Annotated in this window: 16 protein-coding genes; all 16 read right to left on the bottom strand. The window is 61.4% G+C overall.

The genetic code is table 11. The annotated features are described in order from the left end of the window. Nucleotides 1-10 precede the first annotated feature (10 nt). The 16 genes from GCN75_RS14715 to nuoG all read right to left on the bottom strand — a co-directional run bounded on the left by GCN75_RS14715 (nt 11) and on the right by nuoG (nt 16891). Entirely contained in the window at nt 11-313 is a 303-nt protein-coding gene (locus GCN75_RS14715) for a hypothetical protein (RefSeq protein WP_152283165.1), read from the bottom strand. 57 nt (nt 314-370) lie between these two features. Beyond that, a complete protein-coding gene (locus GCN75_RS14710) occupies nt 371-1546 on the bottom strand; it encodes a PQQ-dependent sugar dehydrogenase (RefSeq protein WP_152283164.1) in 1176 nt (391 codons plus the stop codon). A gap of 114 nt (nt 1547-1660) precedes the next feature. After that, entirely contained in the window at nt 1661-3700 is a 2040-nt protein-coding gene (locus GCN75_RS14705) for a PKD domain-containing protein (RefSeq protein ID WP_152283163.1), read from the bottom strand. A gap of 169 nt (nt 3701-3869) precedes the next feature. Continuing rightward, nucleotides 3870-4370: a 2-C-methyl-D-erythritol 2,4-cyclodiphosphate synthase gene (gene ispF, locus GCN75_RS14700; RefSeq protein WP_099388380.1), complete on the bottom strand. Its 501-nt coding sequence runs from the start codon at nt 4368-4370 to the stop codon at nt 3870-3872. A 17-nt stretch (nt 4371-4387) separates the two neighbouring features. Then, entirely contained in the window at nt 4388-5092 is a 705-nt protein-coding gene (gene ispD / locus GCN75_RS14695) for a 2-C-methyl-D-erythritol 4-phosphate cytidylyltransferase (protein ID WP_152283162.1), read from the bottom strand. A 16-nt stretch (nt 5093-5108) separates the two neighbouring features. Then, on the bottom strand, nt 5109-5807 hold the full coding sequence (locus GCN75_RS14690) for a hypothetical protein (protein ID WP_193317516.1): 699 nt from the start codon (nt 5805-5807) through the stop codon (nt 5109-5111). Nucleotides 5808-5815: 8 nt separating this feature from the next. Beyond that, complete coding sequence (locus tag GCN75_RS14685) at nt 5816-6373, bottom strand: NUDIX domain-containing protein (protein WP_152283160.1); 558 nt, start codon at nt 6371-6373, stop codon at nt 5816-5818. 75 nt (nt 6374-6448) lie between these two features. Continuing rightward, on the bottom strand, nt 6449-6772 hold the full coding sequence (locus GCN75_RS14680; RefSeq protein ID WP_152283159.1) for a DUF2818 family protein: 324 nt from the start codon (nt 6770-6772) through the stop codon (nt 6449-6451). Nucleotides 6773-6774: 2 nt separating this feature from the next. Beyond that, complete coding sequence (nuoN, locus tag GCN75_RS14675; protein ID WP_152283158.1) at nt 6775-8277, bottom strand: NADH-quinone oxidoreductase subunit NuoN; 1503 nt, start codon at nt 8275-8277, stop codon at nt 6775-6777. 16 nt (nt 8278-8293) lie between these two features. Further along, nucleotides 8294-9793: an NADH-quinone oxidoreductase subunit M gene (locus GCN75_RS14670; protein WP_152283157.1), complete on the bottom strand. Its 1500-nt coding sequence runs from the start codon at nt 9791-9793 to the stop codon at nt 8294-8296. Between the two features lie 29 nt (nt 9794-9822). Next, nucleotides 9823-11922: an NADH-quinone oxidoreductase subunit L gene (gene nuoL / locus GCN75_RS14665; protein WP_152257083.1), complete on the bottom strand. Its 2100-nt coding sequence runs from the start codon at nt 11920-11922 to the stop codon at nt 9823-9825. 46 nt (nt 11923-11968) lie between these two features. Continuing rightward, nucleotides 11969-12277, bottom strand: coding sequence for an NADH-quinone oxidoreductase subunit NuoK (gene nuoK / locus GCN75_RS14660; protein ID WP_010399724.1), 309 nt, complete (start codon nt 12275-12277; stop codon nt 11969-11971). Next, the gene (locus tag GCN75_RS14655; RefSeq protein ID WP_034779507.1) at nt 12274-12906 is read right to left on the bottom strand and encodes an NADH-quinone oxidoreductase subunit J; all 633 of its coding nucleotides are present in this window, start codon (nt 12904-12906) and stop codon (nt 12274-12276) included. The genes nuoK and GCN75_RS14655 overlap by 4 nt, the downstream gene beginning before the upstream one ends. Before the next feature lie 66 nt (nt 12907-12972). Continuing rightward, the gene (gene nuoI / locus GCN75_RS14650) at nt 12973-13461 is read right to left on the bottom strand and encodes an NADH-quinone oxidoreductase subunit NuoI (protein WP_010399726.1); all 489 of its coding nucleotides are present in this window, start codon (nt 13459-13461) and stop codon (nt 12973-12975) included. 14 nt (nt 13462-13475) lie between these two features. Next, nucleotides 13476-14558: an NADH-quinone oxidoreductase subunit NuoH gene (gene nuoH / locus GCN75_RS14645; protein ID WP_070224109.1), complete on the bottom strand. Its 1083-nt coding sequence runs from the start codon at nt 14556-14558 to the stop codon at nt 13476-13478. Beyond that, nucleotides 14558-16891 (bottom strand): NADH-quinone oxidoreductase subunit NuoG, encoded by a 2334-nt coding sequence (nuoG, locus tag GCN75_RS14640; protein WP_152283156.1) that lies wholly within the window; start codon nt 16889-16891, stop codon nt 14558-14560. The genes nuoH and nuoG overlap by 1 nt, the downstream gene beginning before the upstream one ends. Nucleotides 16892-16899: the final 8 nt, after the last annotated feature.

Below are 16899 nucleotides of genomic sequence, written 5' to 3'. Positions count from 1 at the left end.
AAAAACTGGCTCAGATACGGCCGCGACGAAATTCGCCAAGGAATTTCGTCACTTCGGCCGGCGTCATCAGGACGTCCGCATCGCCGTGATACGCATACAGGAAAGGCGTGCCGCCCAGGCGGTCCGTCAGCTTGGCGAACAGCAAAAAGCGGCTGCCCAGCGGATAGCGCTGCAGGTCGGCCAGGCGGCGCGAGCACTGCACGGCCAGCTCGGGCGAAAAAGCCTGGCCCGGCACGGGGCGCATTTCCACACGCCCATTGACCGCGCGCGATTCGACGGCAACGTGCCGGTATGCATAAGTATCACGGGCCATGCCGCCACCTTGTCTTGAATAAAGGCGCCATCTTAAAGGAAGACGGCGCCTGCCGTGCTACTGCGCCACGATGCGCAGCAAGCGGCCATTGTCTTCGTCCGTCAGCGCATACAGGTAGCCATCCGGGCCCTGGCGCACGTCGCGCACGCGCGCGCCGATGGCCAGGCGGTCCTGCCCCGTCACCTTGCCGTTCGCATCGACGGCGATGCGGCGGATATCCTTGGCCGCCAGGCCGCCGCTGAAGATGCTGCCGCGCCAGGCGGCAATCTTGTCGCCCGTGTAGACGGCCAGCCCGGACGGCGCCGGCGACGGCACCCAGGCCACGCTCGGATTGATCATGCCCGCCACCTCATGCTTGCCCACGGGTTCGTGCGTCGTGTAGTCGGCGCCATAGCTTTGCAGGGGCCAGCCGTAGTTGCCGCCCGCCACCACCAGGTTCAGCTCGTCGCCGCCATACGGACCATGTTCCGTGGCCCACACGCGGCCGGAGACGGGATCGAGCGCCAGGCCCTGCACGTTGCGGTGGCCGTACGACCAGATTTCCGGCAAGGCGCCCTTGGCGGCCAGCGGGTTGCCCGGTGCCGGCTTGCCGTCTTCCGTCAGGCGCAGGATGGAACCCTGGTGCGTGGCCAGATTTTGCGCCTGCTCGCGCGCCAGGCGGTCGCCGATGCGCAGCGGCGGGTTGCCGCCATCGGCCACGCTCATCAGCAAAGTGCCGTCCGGCAGCCACAGCAGGCGCGAGCCGAAATGCTGGCCGCCGCTCTTGTCCGTGGCCACCTTGAACAGGGTCTGGATGCCCGTCACCTTCTTGCCGTCGAACACGCCGCGCACGAGGGTCGTGCGGTTGGCGTCATTCGTGCCTGTCGACACCGTCATGTACACGCGCGGGTTCGGCGTGTTGGCATCCTGCGGGTGCAGCACGATATCGAGCAGGCCGCCCTGCCCGCCCGTAAACACCTTGGGCATGCCTTCCAGCGCCACGTCGGTAAAAGTCTTTCCATTCAGCAGATGCAAGGTGCCCTGCTTGCTGGTGACCAGCGCGCGCCCCTCGCCCAGCCAGGCGATGCCCCACGGCTGGCGCACGCCCTCGGCCACCGTGACAGCCTTCCATTGCTGTTTCGCGGCGGGCGGCTCGCCCGTGGCTTGCAGTTCGGCGTGGGCAGGCATGGCCGAGGCCGCGAAGGCTCCCAGCAGCAGGGCGGTGGCAAGGCGTGTGTGCTTGATGGTTGGCATCCCGAATTCTCCTGTGTCGGCTATGAAAAAAGGCGGCCGGGATGGTGTTGGCCATCCCGCCGCCTTCTAAAATATCACATCTTGCACGGCGGACGCGCCGCCGTTTGCATGCGATCAGCGATACACGAGGTAGTACTTGGCGCGCGCGTAACCCTTCTGCGCGCCGCCCGTCTGCACCACCGCGAGCGACTCGCCGGCCGATGTATGGAAGACGCCAAGGCCATAGCTGGCTTCGCCGCCGATCACGGGCAGGCTGACACTGCCTGCAGGGAACAGCAATTCGCCGCTATATTTCTTGTAGCTGGTCTGGTACGTCGTATCGTAGCCCGAAGAAACGTACTCAAGCGAGCTTTCCATCAGCAGCACTTCCGCCGTGGTGGGCGAATAGCTCATCGACAGCATGGTGTTGCTCTGGCCGCTGTTGCCATTACCAAGGATGAAGTGCCCCACATATTTCAGCGTTTCGGTATTGAAATACGAACCGTTTGCGGAAAACAGCAGATCTTCCTTCGGCGACAGGAAGAACGGCGACGTCATGTAGTAATCGCTATAAACATTGCCGCTGGTCAGGATGGCATTCGTTTGCGGATCGAAGGTGAAATACGAGAGGCTGGAGCTGCCAGCCGGCGCGAGAAAGACCTTGCTCTTCGATACGGCGAACGCGCCGCGCAGGACGCCGTAGAAGCCGCCGCCGGCGCCGAAATCGAGCGCAGGCAAAGCCTGCCCCGTGCGGGCATTGATCACGGCGACCGCCGGCCGCGCCGAGGAAGACAGCGTCTGGCCCGAGAGAAAGACCACGCCGTCGTTGGTGACGAATACTTCCGTTTGCGTGCCGCCGGTGCCCGTCGACTTCAGCACGGTGCCGGCGACCAGGTCCACGAGGCTGACCACGCCATCATGCAGCACGCCGGCCAGCTTGCCATCCGGGCTCAGATTGAAGGCCTTGACCGTCGTCGGCAGATCGATGCTGGTGATGGCGCCATCGACCGGATTGATGACTTTCATGGCGTTCGGCTCGGCCGTGATGGCGATCAGGCGATCGGTCGCCACGCTGTAACGTATGTCCAGCGGCTTGAACGGCAACGCGAGCACGCTCGAGGTCGAGGTGACGGCATTGAGTTTCAGGTAGGCGACCGCTGTCTGGCGGCCATTGCTCACCGTCAGCGACAGCACGTAAGCACCGGCCACGTCCGGCGTGAACGACGGTATGGCAGCCGTGGCGGCGCCCAGCGTCGCAACGGAACCGGCAGGACGGCTGTCCACCGTCCAGGCGTAGGTCAATTTCGCGCCGCCCTCGTCATAGCTGAGGATGCCGCTGGTCACCACCGGCTGGCCGACGGGAACCGTTTGATTGTTGCGGCTAACGACAGCCACCGTGCCCTGGATCACGCCCGTCGGCAAGCTGTTGTTGGCGTCGAACTGGTACACCGTCTCGGCATAGGCACCCTTGCCGTCCGCGCCACGGGCGCGCACGATGTACAGGCCCAGCACATCCGGCGAGAAACGGGCCGTTTGACCTGCGGCATACAGCACGGACGCGCTGCCGGACGGTTTCTGCATCAATTCCCACGTGGTGGTGACCTTGTCGCCATCCGCATCGGTACTGCCCGTGGCGTCGAGGACGATGCCGGAGCCCACCGATATGGCCATGGCTGGCTTGACGACCGGCTGCGCCGTGAAGGTGGCATTGACCACCACGACGGCGTTCGGCACCCGGTTATTGACCAGTACCGTGACATTTTTGTCGACCGAGCCGCCCTTGCTATTGGCCAGGCGCAGCTTGAAGACATACGTTCCCAGCACGTCGGCCTGGAAGCTGAGCTTGGCCGCGCTGGCAGCGTCCAGCTTGAGCGCGCTGTCCGCCGGCTTGGAGACGATGCTCCAGGCAAAGGTCAAGGTATTCCCATCGCTATCCTTGCTGCCGCTCGCATCGAGTTCGATGGGTGCACCCATGGTGCCGATCGCGTCGGCGCCTTCGGCCGCCGCTGACACGGCACCGGCAAACAGGATGGCGGGCTGCGGCACGACGGCCGCGGGCGGCGTCACGGCGCTGCCATCATTGCCGCTTCCGCCGCCACATCCGGCCAGCATGGCCATGGCCAGCAGACTGGCGCCCAGCCAGCGCAATACCGGCCCCTGCATACGACTCTTCATATGATTCCGTTCTCTAATATTCCCGTGGTTAGAAAGATGACGTCTTGTCGCGTCTAAAATGCGCACGCATATTATCATGACAACAACGTTAAATTTTCACCAAATTTCACTTTGGAAATATTAATTCACAGAAATCATTAAAAATCAGCAATATTTACCGCCCGCCGCCTCAGGCGCGCAGCAGCAAGGCCACGGCTTCGGCCGCGATACCCTCTTCGCGGCCCAGGTAACCCAGCTTTTCATTTGTCTTGGCCTTGATGTTGACCTGCCCCACCGATACGCCCAGGTCTTCGGCCACGTTGGCGCACATGGCGGCAATGTGCGGCGCCATCTTCGGGCGCTGGGCGATGATGGTGGCGTCGATATTGCCGATGATATAGCCGGTGGCCTGCACGCGGCGCACGGCTTCGCGCAGCAGGGTGCGCGAATCGGCGCCCTTGAATTGTGCATCCGTATCGGGGAAATGGCGGCCGATGTCGCCCAGGGCGGCGGCGCCGAAGATGGCGTCCGTGATGGCGTGCAGCAGCACGTCCGCGTCGGAATGGCCGAGCAGGCCCAGGTGATGGGGAATCTTCACGCCGCCGATGATCAGGTCGCGGTTTTCCACCAGCGCGTGGCAGTCATAGCCCTGGCCGATGCGGAAAGGCAGTACGGGAGTCGTTGTGTTCATGCGGGTCTCTTTAAAATTCAGGAATGGGCCAGATACAGCTCGGCCGTTTGTATGTCGCGCGGCAAGGTCACCTTCAGGTTGCGCGGGTGGCCTTCGACGAGCCTGGGCGCCAGGCCCAGCGCCTCGACGGCGCTGGCGTCGTCCGTGATCGTCTGCGGGTCGGGCGCCTGCGACAGGGCCCGGTGCAGCAAGGCATAGCTGAACATCTGCGGCGTCTGCGCCAGCCACAGGCCGTCGCGCGGCACGGTCTGCGCCGACACATTGGCCGGGCCCGCCCGCTTGACGGTATCGACCACGGGCAAGGCCAGCAAGCCGCCGGCCGGATGCTCGCCCACCTCGTTGATGAGTTTTGCGATCAGTGCCGGCGTCAGGCCGGGACGGGCCGCGTCGTGCACCAGCACCTGGTCGTGCGCGGCAATGCTGCCGTGCAGCGCCTGCAAGGCGTTCAGGATCGTCTCCATGCGCGTGGCGCCGCCGCAGCGCAATACCGTCACGCCCTGCTCTGGCACCAGGCCATCGATCTGCCCGTCGTCCGCGCTGACCACGATGTACGTGTGCGCGATCAGGGGGCTGGCAAGAAAGGCGTCCACGGCGTGGCGCAACATGGGTTTGCCGGCGATGGGCAGGTATTGCTTGGGGCTGCCCGCCTCCATGCGCGCGCCCACGCCGGCGGCGGGGATCAGCGCAAAATAGCGGGGGCGATTCGATGCTGCTGCTGTCATGCGTTTCCTTGTCGTGTCACTGCTGGACGGGCCGTGCCTTGCCCGCCAATATATTCTGGATGTCGCCATTGCACGCCTTGCCCAGGCGCGCATATTCCTGCGGCGAATCGATGGCCGCCTGCAAGACTTCCACCTTGCGCATCTCGGCCTTAATATACGGCAACCAGCCCGTATCGATTTCGCGCGCCAGCGCCGCCCTGGCCGTCCCGCTGGGCGCATACAGGGGCCGCGCCTCGAAGCGCCTGGCCAGCGCGGCGCGCACGGTCTTTTCCACGCGCGGCAGATGCTCCATATACGTTTTCATGTGCCGCAGCTCGTGCGCGAGTATCTCATCATACGCGCAGCTGCCGGGGGCGAACTCGCGGCCGATGTAAATCACCACGGGAGCGTAGTTGAGCTTGACGGATATCTGCGGCGCCACGCATTCGTAGCCGCTGGCAGGATCTTGCAGCATGGGCCCGGCCAGGGCAATCTGCACCTGCGAATCCGTCTTCGTCAGGCCCAGCACCCAGGTATTGGGCCGCGCCATGCCCTTCATCACCGTCAGCGCCTTGTACGACAGATGCGTGTCGATGCTGTAGCCGTTCTGCTGCACCGTCAGCACCGACACCGTCTTGCTGATCGTGTCTTCGCAGCGCACCTGGAACGGCGTGCGCGCCTGCGCCTGCGCCCCCAGGGCGGCACCAGCGAGCAGCAGGAAGAGCGCCTTGCGCATGCGCCGGATCAGGCCGGCTGCCAGGCGCCGCTGGTGATCTTGTCGAGCCAGAAGATGCCGATGACCGTCTTCACGTCCGTGATCGTGCCATCCCTGACCCAGTCCAGCAGCTGCGGCACGGTCGTGGCGAACGTTTCCAGGAACTCGCCGTCGTCGAGGCGGCGCTCGCCGGCCACGAGGCCCCGTGCCAGGAACAGTTCCAGGTGCTCGTCGGAATAGGCGATGGCGTTGTGGATGGTGGAGACGAATTGCCAGTCGGTCGCCGTGTAGCCCGTCTCTTCCAGCAATTCGCGCTGGGCGCAGGCCAGATGGGATTCGCCCGCGTCGATCTTGCCGGCCGGGAATTCGATGAACACGCGGTCCAGCGGATAGCGGTACTGGCGCTCCATCAGCACGGTGCCATCGTCGAGCAGCGGCAGGATGACGACGGCGCCCGGGTGCAGGATGAATTCGCGCACCGTGATCTTGCCATCGGGCAGTGTCACCCGGTCGCGCTGCACGCGCAGGAAGCTGCCCTGGTAGGCCAGCTCGCCATCCACCTTCGTCTCAGTCAAATTCATATCCATGCGTTCAGTATCCATACCTTGATTATGCTCAATAAAAAAAAACGGCGCCAGAGGCGCCGCTTTCGGTCGAGGGGGCTAGCGCCGTTTGCGCAGGTAGCGTGCGACAAAGCCGGGGAAGGCCAGCACCAGGAACAGGCATCCCGTGATGGCATAGAATTCCCACGTCTGCGGAAAACCGTTGCCGATGCGCGCTTCGAGCGCGAATGCCACGGCGCCGACGATGAAGTACAGCACCACCATCTCCAGCAGGCGCAGTGCCAGCGGCTTGCGCCAGCCCTGCTCCGCCAGCGCGGCTTTTTTCAACGGCACGGCGGCAAACAGTTTCTCGTTCAAGAATGGCAGGTTGGCGCCCAGGATGCCCAGGGCGATCACCAGCCAGCTCGAGACGGTGACATCCATGATCAGGACGCCAGGGTCTTGGTGATGGCCGAAGCGCAGGCCGCCAGGATGCTGTTAGGCATCACGCCCAGTGCCAGGACGAACACGCCGTTCAGGGCCAGCACCACGCGCATGTCGCCATGCACGACCAGCGCATTGCTGTCGGTCGGCTCGTCGAACCACATCATTTTCACGACGCGCAGGTAGTAGAAAGCGCCGATCAGCGAGAACAGCACGGCAGCGATGGTCAGCCACAGCTGGCCCGTGGCCAAGACCGAGGCCAACACCGAGTACTTGGCCATGAAGCCCATCAGCGGCGGCACGCCGGCCAGCGAGAACATGAACAGGGTCATCACCAGCGCGAAGATCGGGCTGCGTTTGCCCAGGCCCTTGAAGTCGGCCAGTTCTTCAGCTTCGAAACCATTACGTGCCAACAACATGATCACGCCAAAGGTACCCAGGGTGGTGAACACGTAGGTGATGACGTAGTACATCGAGGCGCCGTAGGCGGTGGCTGCGCCAGCCGCGTTCAGGGTGTTGTTCGGCGCATCGACGGTACCCGACAGCAGGCCCAGCAGCACGAAGCCCATTTGCGCGATGGTCGAGTACGCCAGCATGCGCTTCAGATTGGTTTGCGCGATGGCGGTGAAGTTACCGATGGCCAGCGACATCACGGCCAGCACCAGCAGCATTTGCTGCCAGTCATGCGCCATCGGCAGCAAGCCCTCGCCCAGCAAACGCAGGGTGATGGCAAACGCGGCCAGTTTCGGCGCGCCGCCCAGCAGCAGGGTCACGGCCGTTGGCGAACCTTGGTACACGTCAGGCACCCACATGTGGAATGGCACGACCCCCAGTTTGAAGGCCAGGCCGGCGACCAGGAACACCAGGCCGAAGACCATGATGGTGCCGTTGGTCTTGCCGTTTTCCAGCGCCACGCGCAGTTCGCCCAGGTCCAGGGTGCCGGACGCGCCGTACAGCATCGAAATACCGTACAACATGAAACCGGAAGCCAGTGCGCCCAGGATGAAGTATTTCATGGCCGCTTCCGTGGCCTTGGCATTGTCACGGCGCAAGGCGATCAGCGCGTACAGCGACAGCGACATCAGTTCCAGACCCAGGTAGATGATCAGGAAGTTGTTGGCCGAGATCATGATCATCTGGCCCAGCAGTGCGAACAGGGCCAGCACGTAGAACTCGCCGCCCAGGTTACCCGACAGCATGTTGCGGTCGGTAGCGTAGGCACGCGAATAGATCAGGGTCAGCGCCACGGCGCCGTACGAGAACAGTTTCAGCAGCTGCGACATCGGGTCCGACACGAACATGTTGTGGAACGTGTAGACGGTGGTGCCCGCGTTGAAGTCGCCCACGGTCAGCAAGGCGCAGCCTGCCAACGTCAGCAGGGACAGCGCGTAGGTGATCGAACGCTTCGCCGCAGGCAAGAACATATCGATCAGCAAGAGCGCCGACGTGGCGATCAGCAGAAAGATTTCCGCGTACAGCGGTACCAGATTAGGTGCATTAGTCATGTTATCGGTCTTCTATTTAAGGCAACTTGCTGGTGGCGACATGCTGCAGCAGGTCGGCAACCGAAGTTTGCATCGTGTCGGTGAACGGGGCTGGGTACAGACCCATCACGAGCACGGCGATGGCCAGCACAGCAAGCATGAAGAATTCACGTTTGTTGATGTCGGTCAGTTCGGCCACGTGCTTGTTCTTGATCTTGCCGAACACCACGCGCTTGGCCATCCACAGCGAGTACGCCGCGCCCCAGATCAGTGCCGTTGCAGCCAGCAAGCCGATCCAGAAGTTGAATTTCACCGCGCCCAGGATCACCATGAACTCGCCGACGAAGCCGGACGTCGCTGGCAGACCGCAGTTGGCCATCGAGAACAGCACGAAGAAGGCAGCAAATTTCGGCATGCGGTTCACGACGCCGCCGTAGTCGGCGATGTTGCGGGTATGCATGCGGTCATACAGCACGCCGATGCACAGGAACATGGCGCCGGAGATGAAGCCGTGCGACACCATCTGCACGATACCGCCCTGCACCGAGATGTCGTTGAACATGAAGAAGCCCAGGGTGACGAAACCCATGTGCGCGATCGACGAATAGGCGACCAGTTTTTTCATGTCCGTCTGCACCAGGGCAACCAGACCGATGTAGATGACGGCGATCAGCGACAAGGCGATCATGAAGCCCGACAGGTAGTGGCTCGCGTCTGGCGTGATCGGCAGCGAGAAACGCAGGAAACCGTAGGCACCCAGTTTCAGCATGATGGCAGCCAGCACGGCGGAACCGCCCGTAGGCGCTTCCACGTGGACGTCCGGCAACCACGTGTGCACGGGGAACATCGGCACCTTGACGGCAAACGCCATCAGGAAGGCCAGGAAGATGAAGATCTGTTCGTTCATCGTCAGCTTGAACGCATGCCAGGCCAGGATGTCGAAGGTGCCCGACACATTGCGCAGGTAGATGATGGCAACCAGGGTCAGCAGCGAACCGAAGAAGGTGTACAGGAAGAACTTGAACGACGCGTACACGCGGTTCGAACCGCCCCAGATACCGATGATGATGAACATCGGGATCAGGGTTGCTTCAAAGAAGAAGTAGAACAGCAAGCCGTCCAGCGCGCAGAACACGCCGATCATCAGGCCCGACAGGATCAGGAAGGAGCCCATGTACTGGGCGATGCGCTTCTCGATCACTTGCCAAGCGGAAATCACCACGATCACCGTGATGAATGCCGTCAGCGGCACGAACCACAGGGACAGGCCGTCGATACCCAGCGAATACCAGATATTGAAGGTTTGGATCCACGGTGCTTTTTCGACGAATTGCATGCCGTGTGCGGCGTTGTCGAAATGCTGGATCAGCGGCAAGGTGCACAGCATGCTGAGCACGGCGCCAGCCAGCGACAGCCAGCGGGTAAAGCCCGCTTTGCTGTCACGGCCGAGAGCCAGGATCAGGACGCCGCAAATGATCGGCACCCAGATCGACAGACTCAGGTAAGGAGGTAGTGTAGAAATCGTAGACTGCATCATGGTTCTCAGTATTCTTTTATCAGGTCAGCTTACTTAGCGGGCCAGAATGGCAGGAAATAGATCAGGAAGCCCAGCACGCCCAGGATCATCACGAATGCATAGTGATAGATGTAGCCGGTCTGCAGCACTCGCGACAGCGAGGACAGCCAGGCGACGACCTTGGCGCTACCGTTGACCAGCAGGCCATCGATCAGCTTCTTGTCACCGAAGTTCCACAGGCCATTACCCAGCAAGCGGGCACCGCCGGCGAACACGACTTCATTGAACTTGTCCATGTAGTACTTGTTGTCCAGCAGGGTGTGGATCGCGTGGAACTTGGCAAAGAACCAGGCCGGTACGCGCGGGTTGACCATGTAGCAGTAGTAGGCTGCCACCACGCCGGACAATGCCAGCCAGAACGGTGCCGTCGACAGGCCGTGGATCGCCATCGCCATTGCGCCGTGGAATTCATGCGACAACTCTTCCATTGCTGGATGGTTTTCGCCCACAAAAATCACGCCCTTGAAGAAATCGCCATGCAGCATCGGGCCGATCGTCAGGTAACCGATGATCAAGGAAGGGATCGCCAGCATCACCAGCGGGAACCATACGACGAATGGGGACTCGTGCGGCTTCTGGCCAGGTTCCAGGCCGTGGTGGCCGTGGTCGTCCTCTTCCTCTTCGTGATGGTCGTCATGCGCATCGCCGTGCGCGCCATGGGCCGCTTTCGGTGCGTGATGGTCGTCATGGCCGTGCGCATGCGCCTGGCCGAAACGTTCCTTGCCGTGGAAGACGAGGAAGTACATGCGGAACGAGTAGAACGCGGTGACGAACACGCCAGCCAGCACGGCGAACTGGGCAAAGCCAGCACCCCAGATGTGCGTTGCTTCGACGGCTTCGATGATGCTGTCTTTCGAGTAGAAACCGGAGAACAGCGGCGTGCCGATCAGGGCCAGCGAACCGATCAGGGAAGTGATCCAGGTGATCGGCATGTATTTGCGCAGGCCGCCCATGTTGCGGATGTCCTGGTCATGGTGCATGCCGATGATGACGGAACCGGCGCCCAGGAACAGCAGTGCCTTGAAGAATGCGTGCGTCATCAGGTGGAACACGGCCACGGAGTACGCGGACGAACCCAGCGCCACGGTCATGTAGCCCAGCTGCGACAGGGTCGAGTAAGCGACGACGCGCTTGATGTCGTTCTGGATGATGCCCAGGAAGCCCATGAACAGCGCCGTGATGGAGCCGATCACCAGGATGAAGGACAGTGCCGTGTCGGACAGTTCGAACAGCGGCGACATGCGCGAGACCATGAAGATACCGGCCGTCACCATCGTCGCGGCGTGGATCAGTGCCGAGATCGGGGTAGGACCTTCCATCGAGTCAGGCAGCCACACGTGCAGCGGGAATTGCGCCGACTTGCCCATCGCGCCGATGAACAGGCAGATGCAGGCCACGGTCAGCAGGGCCCAGTCGGTGCCTGGCATCGTCAGCAGCGCCAGTTCGTCTTTCTTGGCGAATACTTCCTGGTAGTTCATGGTGCCGGCAAACGCCAGCAGCAGGCCGATGCCCAGAATGAAGCCGAAGTCGCCCACGCGGTTGACGAGGAAAGCCTTCATGTTGGCCACGATGGCCGTCGGACGCTGGTACCAGAAACCGATCAAGAGGTAGGAAACCAGGCCCACGGCTTCCCAACCGAAGAACAGTTGCAGGAAGTTGTTGGCCATGACCAGCATCAGCATCGAGAACGTGAACAGCGAGATGTAGGCGAAGAAGCGGTTGTAGCCTTCGTCGTCCTTCATGTAGCCGATCGTGTAGATGTGCACCATCAGGGAGACGAAGGTGACCACGCACATCATCATCGCCGACAGCGAATCGATCTGGAAGCCCACTTCCATCTTCAGGGTGCCGATCGTCATCCAGTTATAGATCGTGCCATTGAATGTCGCGCCATCCATCACTGCCAGCAGTGTCTGCACGGACAGGATGAACGCAATCAGTACGCCCAGGATCGTCGCGGTATGCGACGTCTTGCGTCCGACCAAATTACCCAGGAACTGGGTGCCAAGCAAGCCTGCAATCGCGGCACCGGCCAGCGGCGCCAGCGGTACGGCAAGAAGGAGGTTAGGGTTGAGGAGTTGCCCCGCCATGATGAACCTTAATCGTTATTATTCGAGAGATCGAGTCTGAAAAACATCAGCCTTTGAGGCTGTCCAGGTCTTCGACGTTGATGGTATCCAGATTACGGAACATCACCACCAGAATAGCCAGACCGATAGCCGACTCAGCGGCGGCAACCGTCAGGATGAAGAAAACGAAGATCTGACCGGCCGCGTCGCCCATGAAATGGGAGAACGCGATGAAATTCATATTCACCGCCAGCAACATCAATTCGATTGCCATCAGCAATACGATGATGTTCTTGCGGTTCAGGAAAATACCGACGATCGAGATTGCGAACAGGATCGCGCCCAGGACCAGAAAATGTGTGAGCGATAATGTCATGGTGCCTCCTTAACTTCCGGCTCAGCCGCAGGACGCTCGACGACCGCGTCCATCTTGATGATCTTCAGGCGGTCGTTGCGCTTGACGCGTACCGCATCGCCTGGAGCAAAATGCTTGGTGTCCTTGCGTTTGCGCAGGGTCAGTGCAACTGCGGCAACGATGGCCACCAGCAGCACGACGGCAGCGATCTCGAAAGCGAACACATATTTCGTGTAGATCAGCAGGCCCAGTTCCTTGGTGCCGCCCAGGTTGACGTTCACGGGAGCGATGCTCGGCGCAAAGTTGCGGAAACCGTGCCACAGGACGGCAGCCATTTCCAGCACGATGATCACGCCCACCGTCACGGACAGCGGCAGATAGCCCCAGAAACCTTCGCGCATGCGGTCGATATTGATATCGAGCATCATGACCACGAAGAGGAACAGCACCATCACGGCGCCGACATACACCAATACCAGCACGATGGCCAGGAATTCAGCTTGCAGCAGCATCCAGATGCCCGCTGCGGAAAAGAAGGACAGCACCAGGAACAGTACTGCGTGGACCGGATTACGGGCCGTGATGACGCGCGTCGCTGCCAGAATCAAGATCAGCGCGAAGGCGTAAAACAAAATTGTTTTAAAGTCCATAAAAAACCCAATAGACGTACAGATGAACGAGGGGCGCGCCGCAGCCTCTCAGCTGCGGCGCATCCATCAGCGATAAGGTGCGTCGGCGGCGCGCGCAGCGGCGATGTCATTTTCATAACGATCACCTACGGCCAGCAACATCTCTTTCGTGTAATACAAATCCCCGCGTTTCTCGCCGTGGTATTCCAGGATTTGCGTCTCGACGATCGAATCGACCGGGCAGGACTCTTCGCAGAAACCGCAGAAGATGCACTTGGTCAAGTCGATATCGTAACGCGTGGTGCGGCGCGAGCCGTCGTCACGCTGTTCCGATTCGATCGTGATGGCCATCGCCGGGCAAACCGCTTCGCACAGTTTGCAGGCGATGCAACGTTCCTCGCCGTTCGGGTAGCGGCGCAGCGCGTGCAAGCCACGGAAACGCGGCGAGATCGGTGTCTTCTCTTCCGGGAATTGCACCGTGATCTTGCGCGAAAACATGTACTTGCCTGTCAACGCCATGCCCTTGATCAGCTCGCCTAACAAGAGGCTGCTGAAGAAATCTTTTACCTTATCCATTCGTATGCACTCTCTTACTTCCAAATATTCCAGGATGTCTGCATCCAGGCAGCGACGAAGACCAGGTAGACCAGCGTCAACGGGATAAACACTTTCCAGCCGAGGCGCATGATCTGGTCATAACGGTAGCGTGGGAAAGTACCGCGCACCCAGATAAACACCGACACGATGAAGAAGGTCTTGGCGAACAGCCAGAAGAAGCCGCCGAAACCACCCCAGAACTCAAGGAAAGCAAATGGTGCGGACCAGCCACCGAGGAACATGATCGAAGCCAGGGCGCCGATCAGGATCATGTTGGCGTATTCGGCCAGCATGAACATGGCGTAGGCCATGCCCGAGTACTCGACCATGTGGCCGGCCACGATTTCCGACTCGCCTTCGACGACGTCGAACGGGTGGCGGTTGGCTTCAGCCAGGCCCGACACCAGGTAGATGACGAACATCGGCAGCAGCGGCAGCCAGTTCCACGACATGAAGTTCACGCCCTTGTCGGCGAAGAAGCCGATTTGCTGGCCGCCGACGATGTCGATGAAGTTCAGGCTGCCCGAGACCATCAGCACGATGACCATCACGAAGCCCATCGGGATTTCATACGAAATCATCTGTGCCGAAGCGCGCATGGCGCCCATGAACGAGTACTTCGAGTTCGAAGCCCAGCCGGCGATGATGATGCCGTAGACTTCCATCGAGGTAATCGCCAGCAGCATCAGCAAGCCTGCGTTGACGTTGGCCAGCACGGCTTGCGGACCGAACGGCACGACCGACCAGGCGGCCAGGGCCGGCATGATGGTCATGATCGGGCCGATCACGAACAGGCCCTTGGCGGCCTTGGACGGGATGATGATCTCTTTGAACAAGAGTTTCAGCGCATCGGCGATCGGTTGCAGCAAGCCCAGCGGGCCCACGCGGTTCGGACCCACGCGGATCTGGATCCAGCCGATCAGCTTGCGTTCCCACAAGGTCAGGTAGGCAACCAGGCCCATCAGCGGCAGCAGCACGCACAGGATCTTGATCAGGGTCCAGAAGAACGGCCAGGAGCCGCCCAGCAAATCCTGGCCGCTGCTGTTGATGACGTTTACAAATTCAGGCAGAGCCATCAGATTTTCCCCTCTGCTGTTTCAACTGTGATGTCACCGAACATGCCGCCCAGGCTAGCCGTCGAGGCATGCGCCGCCGACACTTTGACCACATTGGCTGGCAGGCCGGCATGGATTGCCGCCACCAGGATGGCGCTGCCGGAGCCTTGCGCCACTTTGACCTTGTCGCCTGCCTTGATGCCCAGCTTGCCAGCCAGTTCGGCGGACAGATGGGCTTGCGGCGCGGCGCCATCGACCGTGCGCAGCAGCGGTTCGGAGCGGCGTACCAGCGCGTCGGCGAAGTAGATCGGCACGTCGGCGATGCGTTGCAGCGCCGGCGATGCCGGTGCGTACGCTGCCGCTTCCGGCGCGTTCTTGGCGATGTTGTTCAGCTGTGCCGACAAATCGGTCACGCCGGCGCCAAACGCTTCGTCGCGGATCGCTTCGGACGTGTCGTAGTCGAAACCGGCCAGGCCCAGGATGTTGCCCAGGACGCGCAGCACTTTCCAGGCCGGACGGGTTTCCGCCAGCGGTTTCACGGTGCCGTTGAAGCTTTGCGCGCGGCCTTCGCAGTTCACGAAGGTGCCCGAGGTTTCAGCGAACGGGGCGATCGGCAGCAAGACATCGGCGTAATCCATGCCGTGCTTGAAGGCCGACATCGCCACGACCATCTCGGCCTTGTCCAGGGCGGCGCGGGCCGCTTGTGGATTGGCGGCATCGAGTTCCGGCTCCGCGTGCAGCAGCACGTAGGCTTTCTTCGGCACGGCAAACGCAGCTTGCACGTTGGCGCGCGGCTTGGCGACCAGGTGCGCGCCAACCGTGTTGGCCGCTTCCGTCAGGTAACCGAGCTTGGCGCCCGTCTGTTCGGCGATCCATTGCGCGGCAGCATGCAGCTGCGACGCTTGCGGGTGTTGCGTTGCCGCGTTACCCAGCAGCACGGCGCCGTTGTCGCCGGCCATCAGGCTGGCGGCAATCGCAACGGCCACGTCCGAAGCGGCAATCGCTTCGAAACCGGCTGGTGCGGCGATTTCTTTCGCTTTGGCAACAGCGACGACCACTTCCGACAAGGCCGCCAGCCAATCGCTAGGCGCTGCGATCATCTTGTTGGCGATGGTGATCAGTTGATCATCGTCGGAGGCGTGCAGGATCGACAGCTTGGCGCCGCCCTTGACGGACGCGCGCAAACGCGTGGCCAGCAACGGGTGGTCCTTGCGCAGGAACGAGCCGATGACGAAGGCGCGCTTGATCTGGCCAAATTCGTTGATCGGCATGCCCAGCCATGGCTTGACGGACGCGTCGAGCGCGAAGTCGGTCTGGCGCAGGCGGAAGTCGACGTGCTCGGAACCGAGACCGTGGGCCACTTTTTGCAGCAGGACCAGCTCTTCGACGGTCGAATGCGGCGTTGCCAGCGCGGCGATGGCGTCGGCGCCATGCTCGTGCTTGATGTTTTTCAAACCGTGCGCCACGTATTCCAGCGCCGTTTGCCAATCGACTTCTTTCCACTCGTTGCCTTGTTTCAGCATCGGGGTGGTCAGGCGTTCGGCGCTGTCCAGCGCTTCGTACGAGAAACGGTCCTTGTCCGAGATCCAGCACTCGTTGACGGCTTCGTTTTCCAGCGGCAGTACGCGCTTGACCTTGCCAGCTTTCACTTGCACGATCAGGTTCGAACCCAGGCCGTCATGCGGGCTGACCGATTTGCGGCGCGACAGTTCCCACGTACGGGCGCTGTAGCGGAACGGTTTCGAGGTCAGTGCGCCGACAGGGCACAGGTCGATCATGTTGCCCGACAGTTCGGAGTCGACCGTCTGGCCCACGAAGGACACGATTTCCGAGTGTTCGCCGCGGCCGATCATGCCCAGCTCCATCACGCCGGCCACTTCCTGGCCAAAGCGTACGCAACGGGTGCACTGGATGCAGCGCGACATTTCCTGCATGGAGACCAGCGGACCGGCTTCCTTCGGCTGCACGACGCGCTTGTCTTCCTTGTAGCGCGATTCGCTCTTGCCGTAGCCCACAGCCAAGTCTTGCAACTGGCATTCGCCGCCCTGATCGCAGATAGGGCAATCGAGCGGGTGGTTAATCAGCAAGAATTCCATGACCGACTTTTGCGCCTGCACAGCTTTGTCGCTGGCGGAGCGCACGATCATGCCGGCACTGACCGGGGTCGCACAAGCGGGCAAAGGCTTGGGCGCCTTTTCCACTTCGACCAGGCACATGCGGCAGTTCGCTGCGATCGACAATTTCTTGTGATAGCAGAAGTGCGGAATGTAGGTTCCCAATTTGTTGGCGGCGTCCATCACCATGCTACCAGCAGGGACTTCGACTTTTTTGCCGTCTATTTCGATTTCAACCATGGTGATCG

It is taken from the genome of Janthinobacterium violaceinigrum, from assembly GCF_009208555.1.
GTDB classification, from domain to species: Bacteria; Pseudomonadota; Gammaproteobacteria; order Burkholderiales; family Burkholderiaceae_D; genus Janthinobacterium; species Janthinobacterium violaceinigrum.
This window is presented reverse-complemented; position numbering and strand designations above follow the sequence as displayed.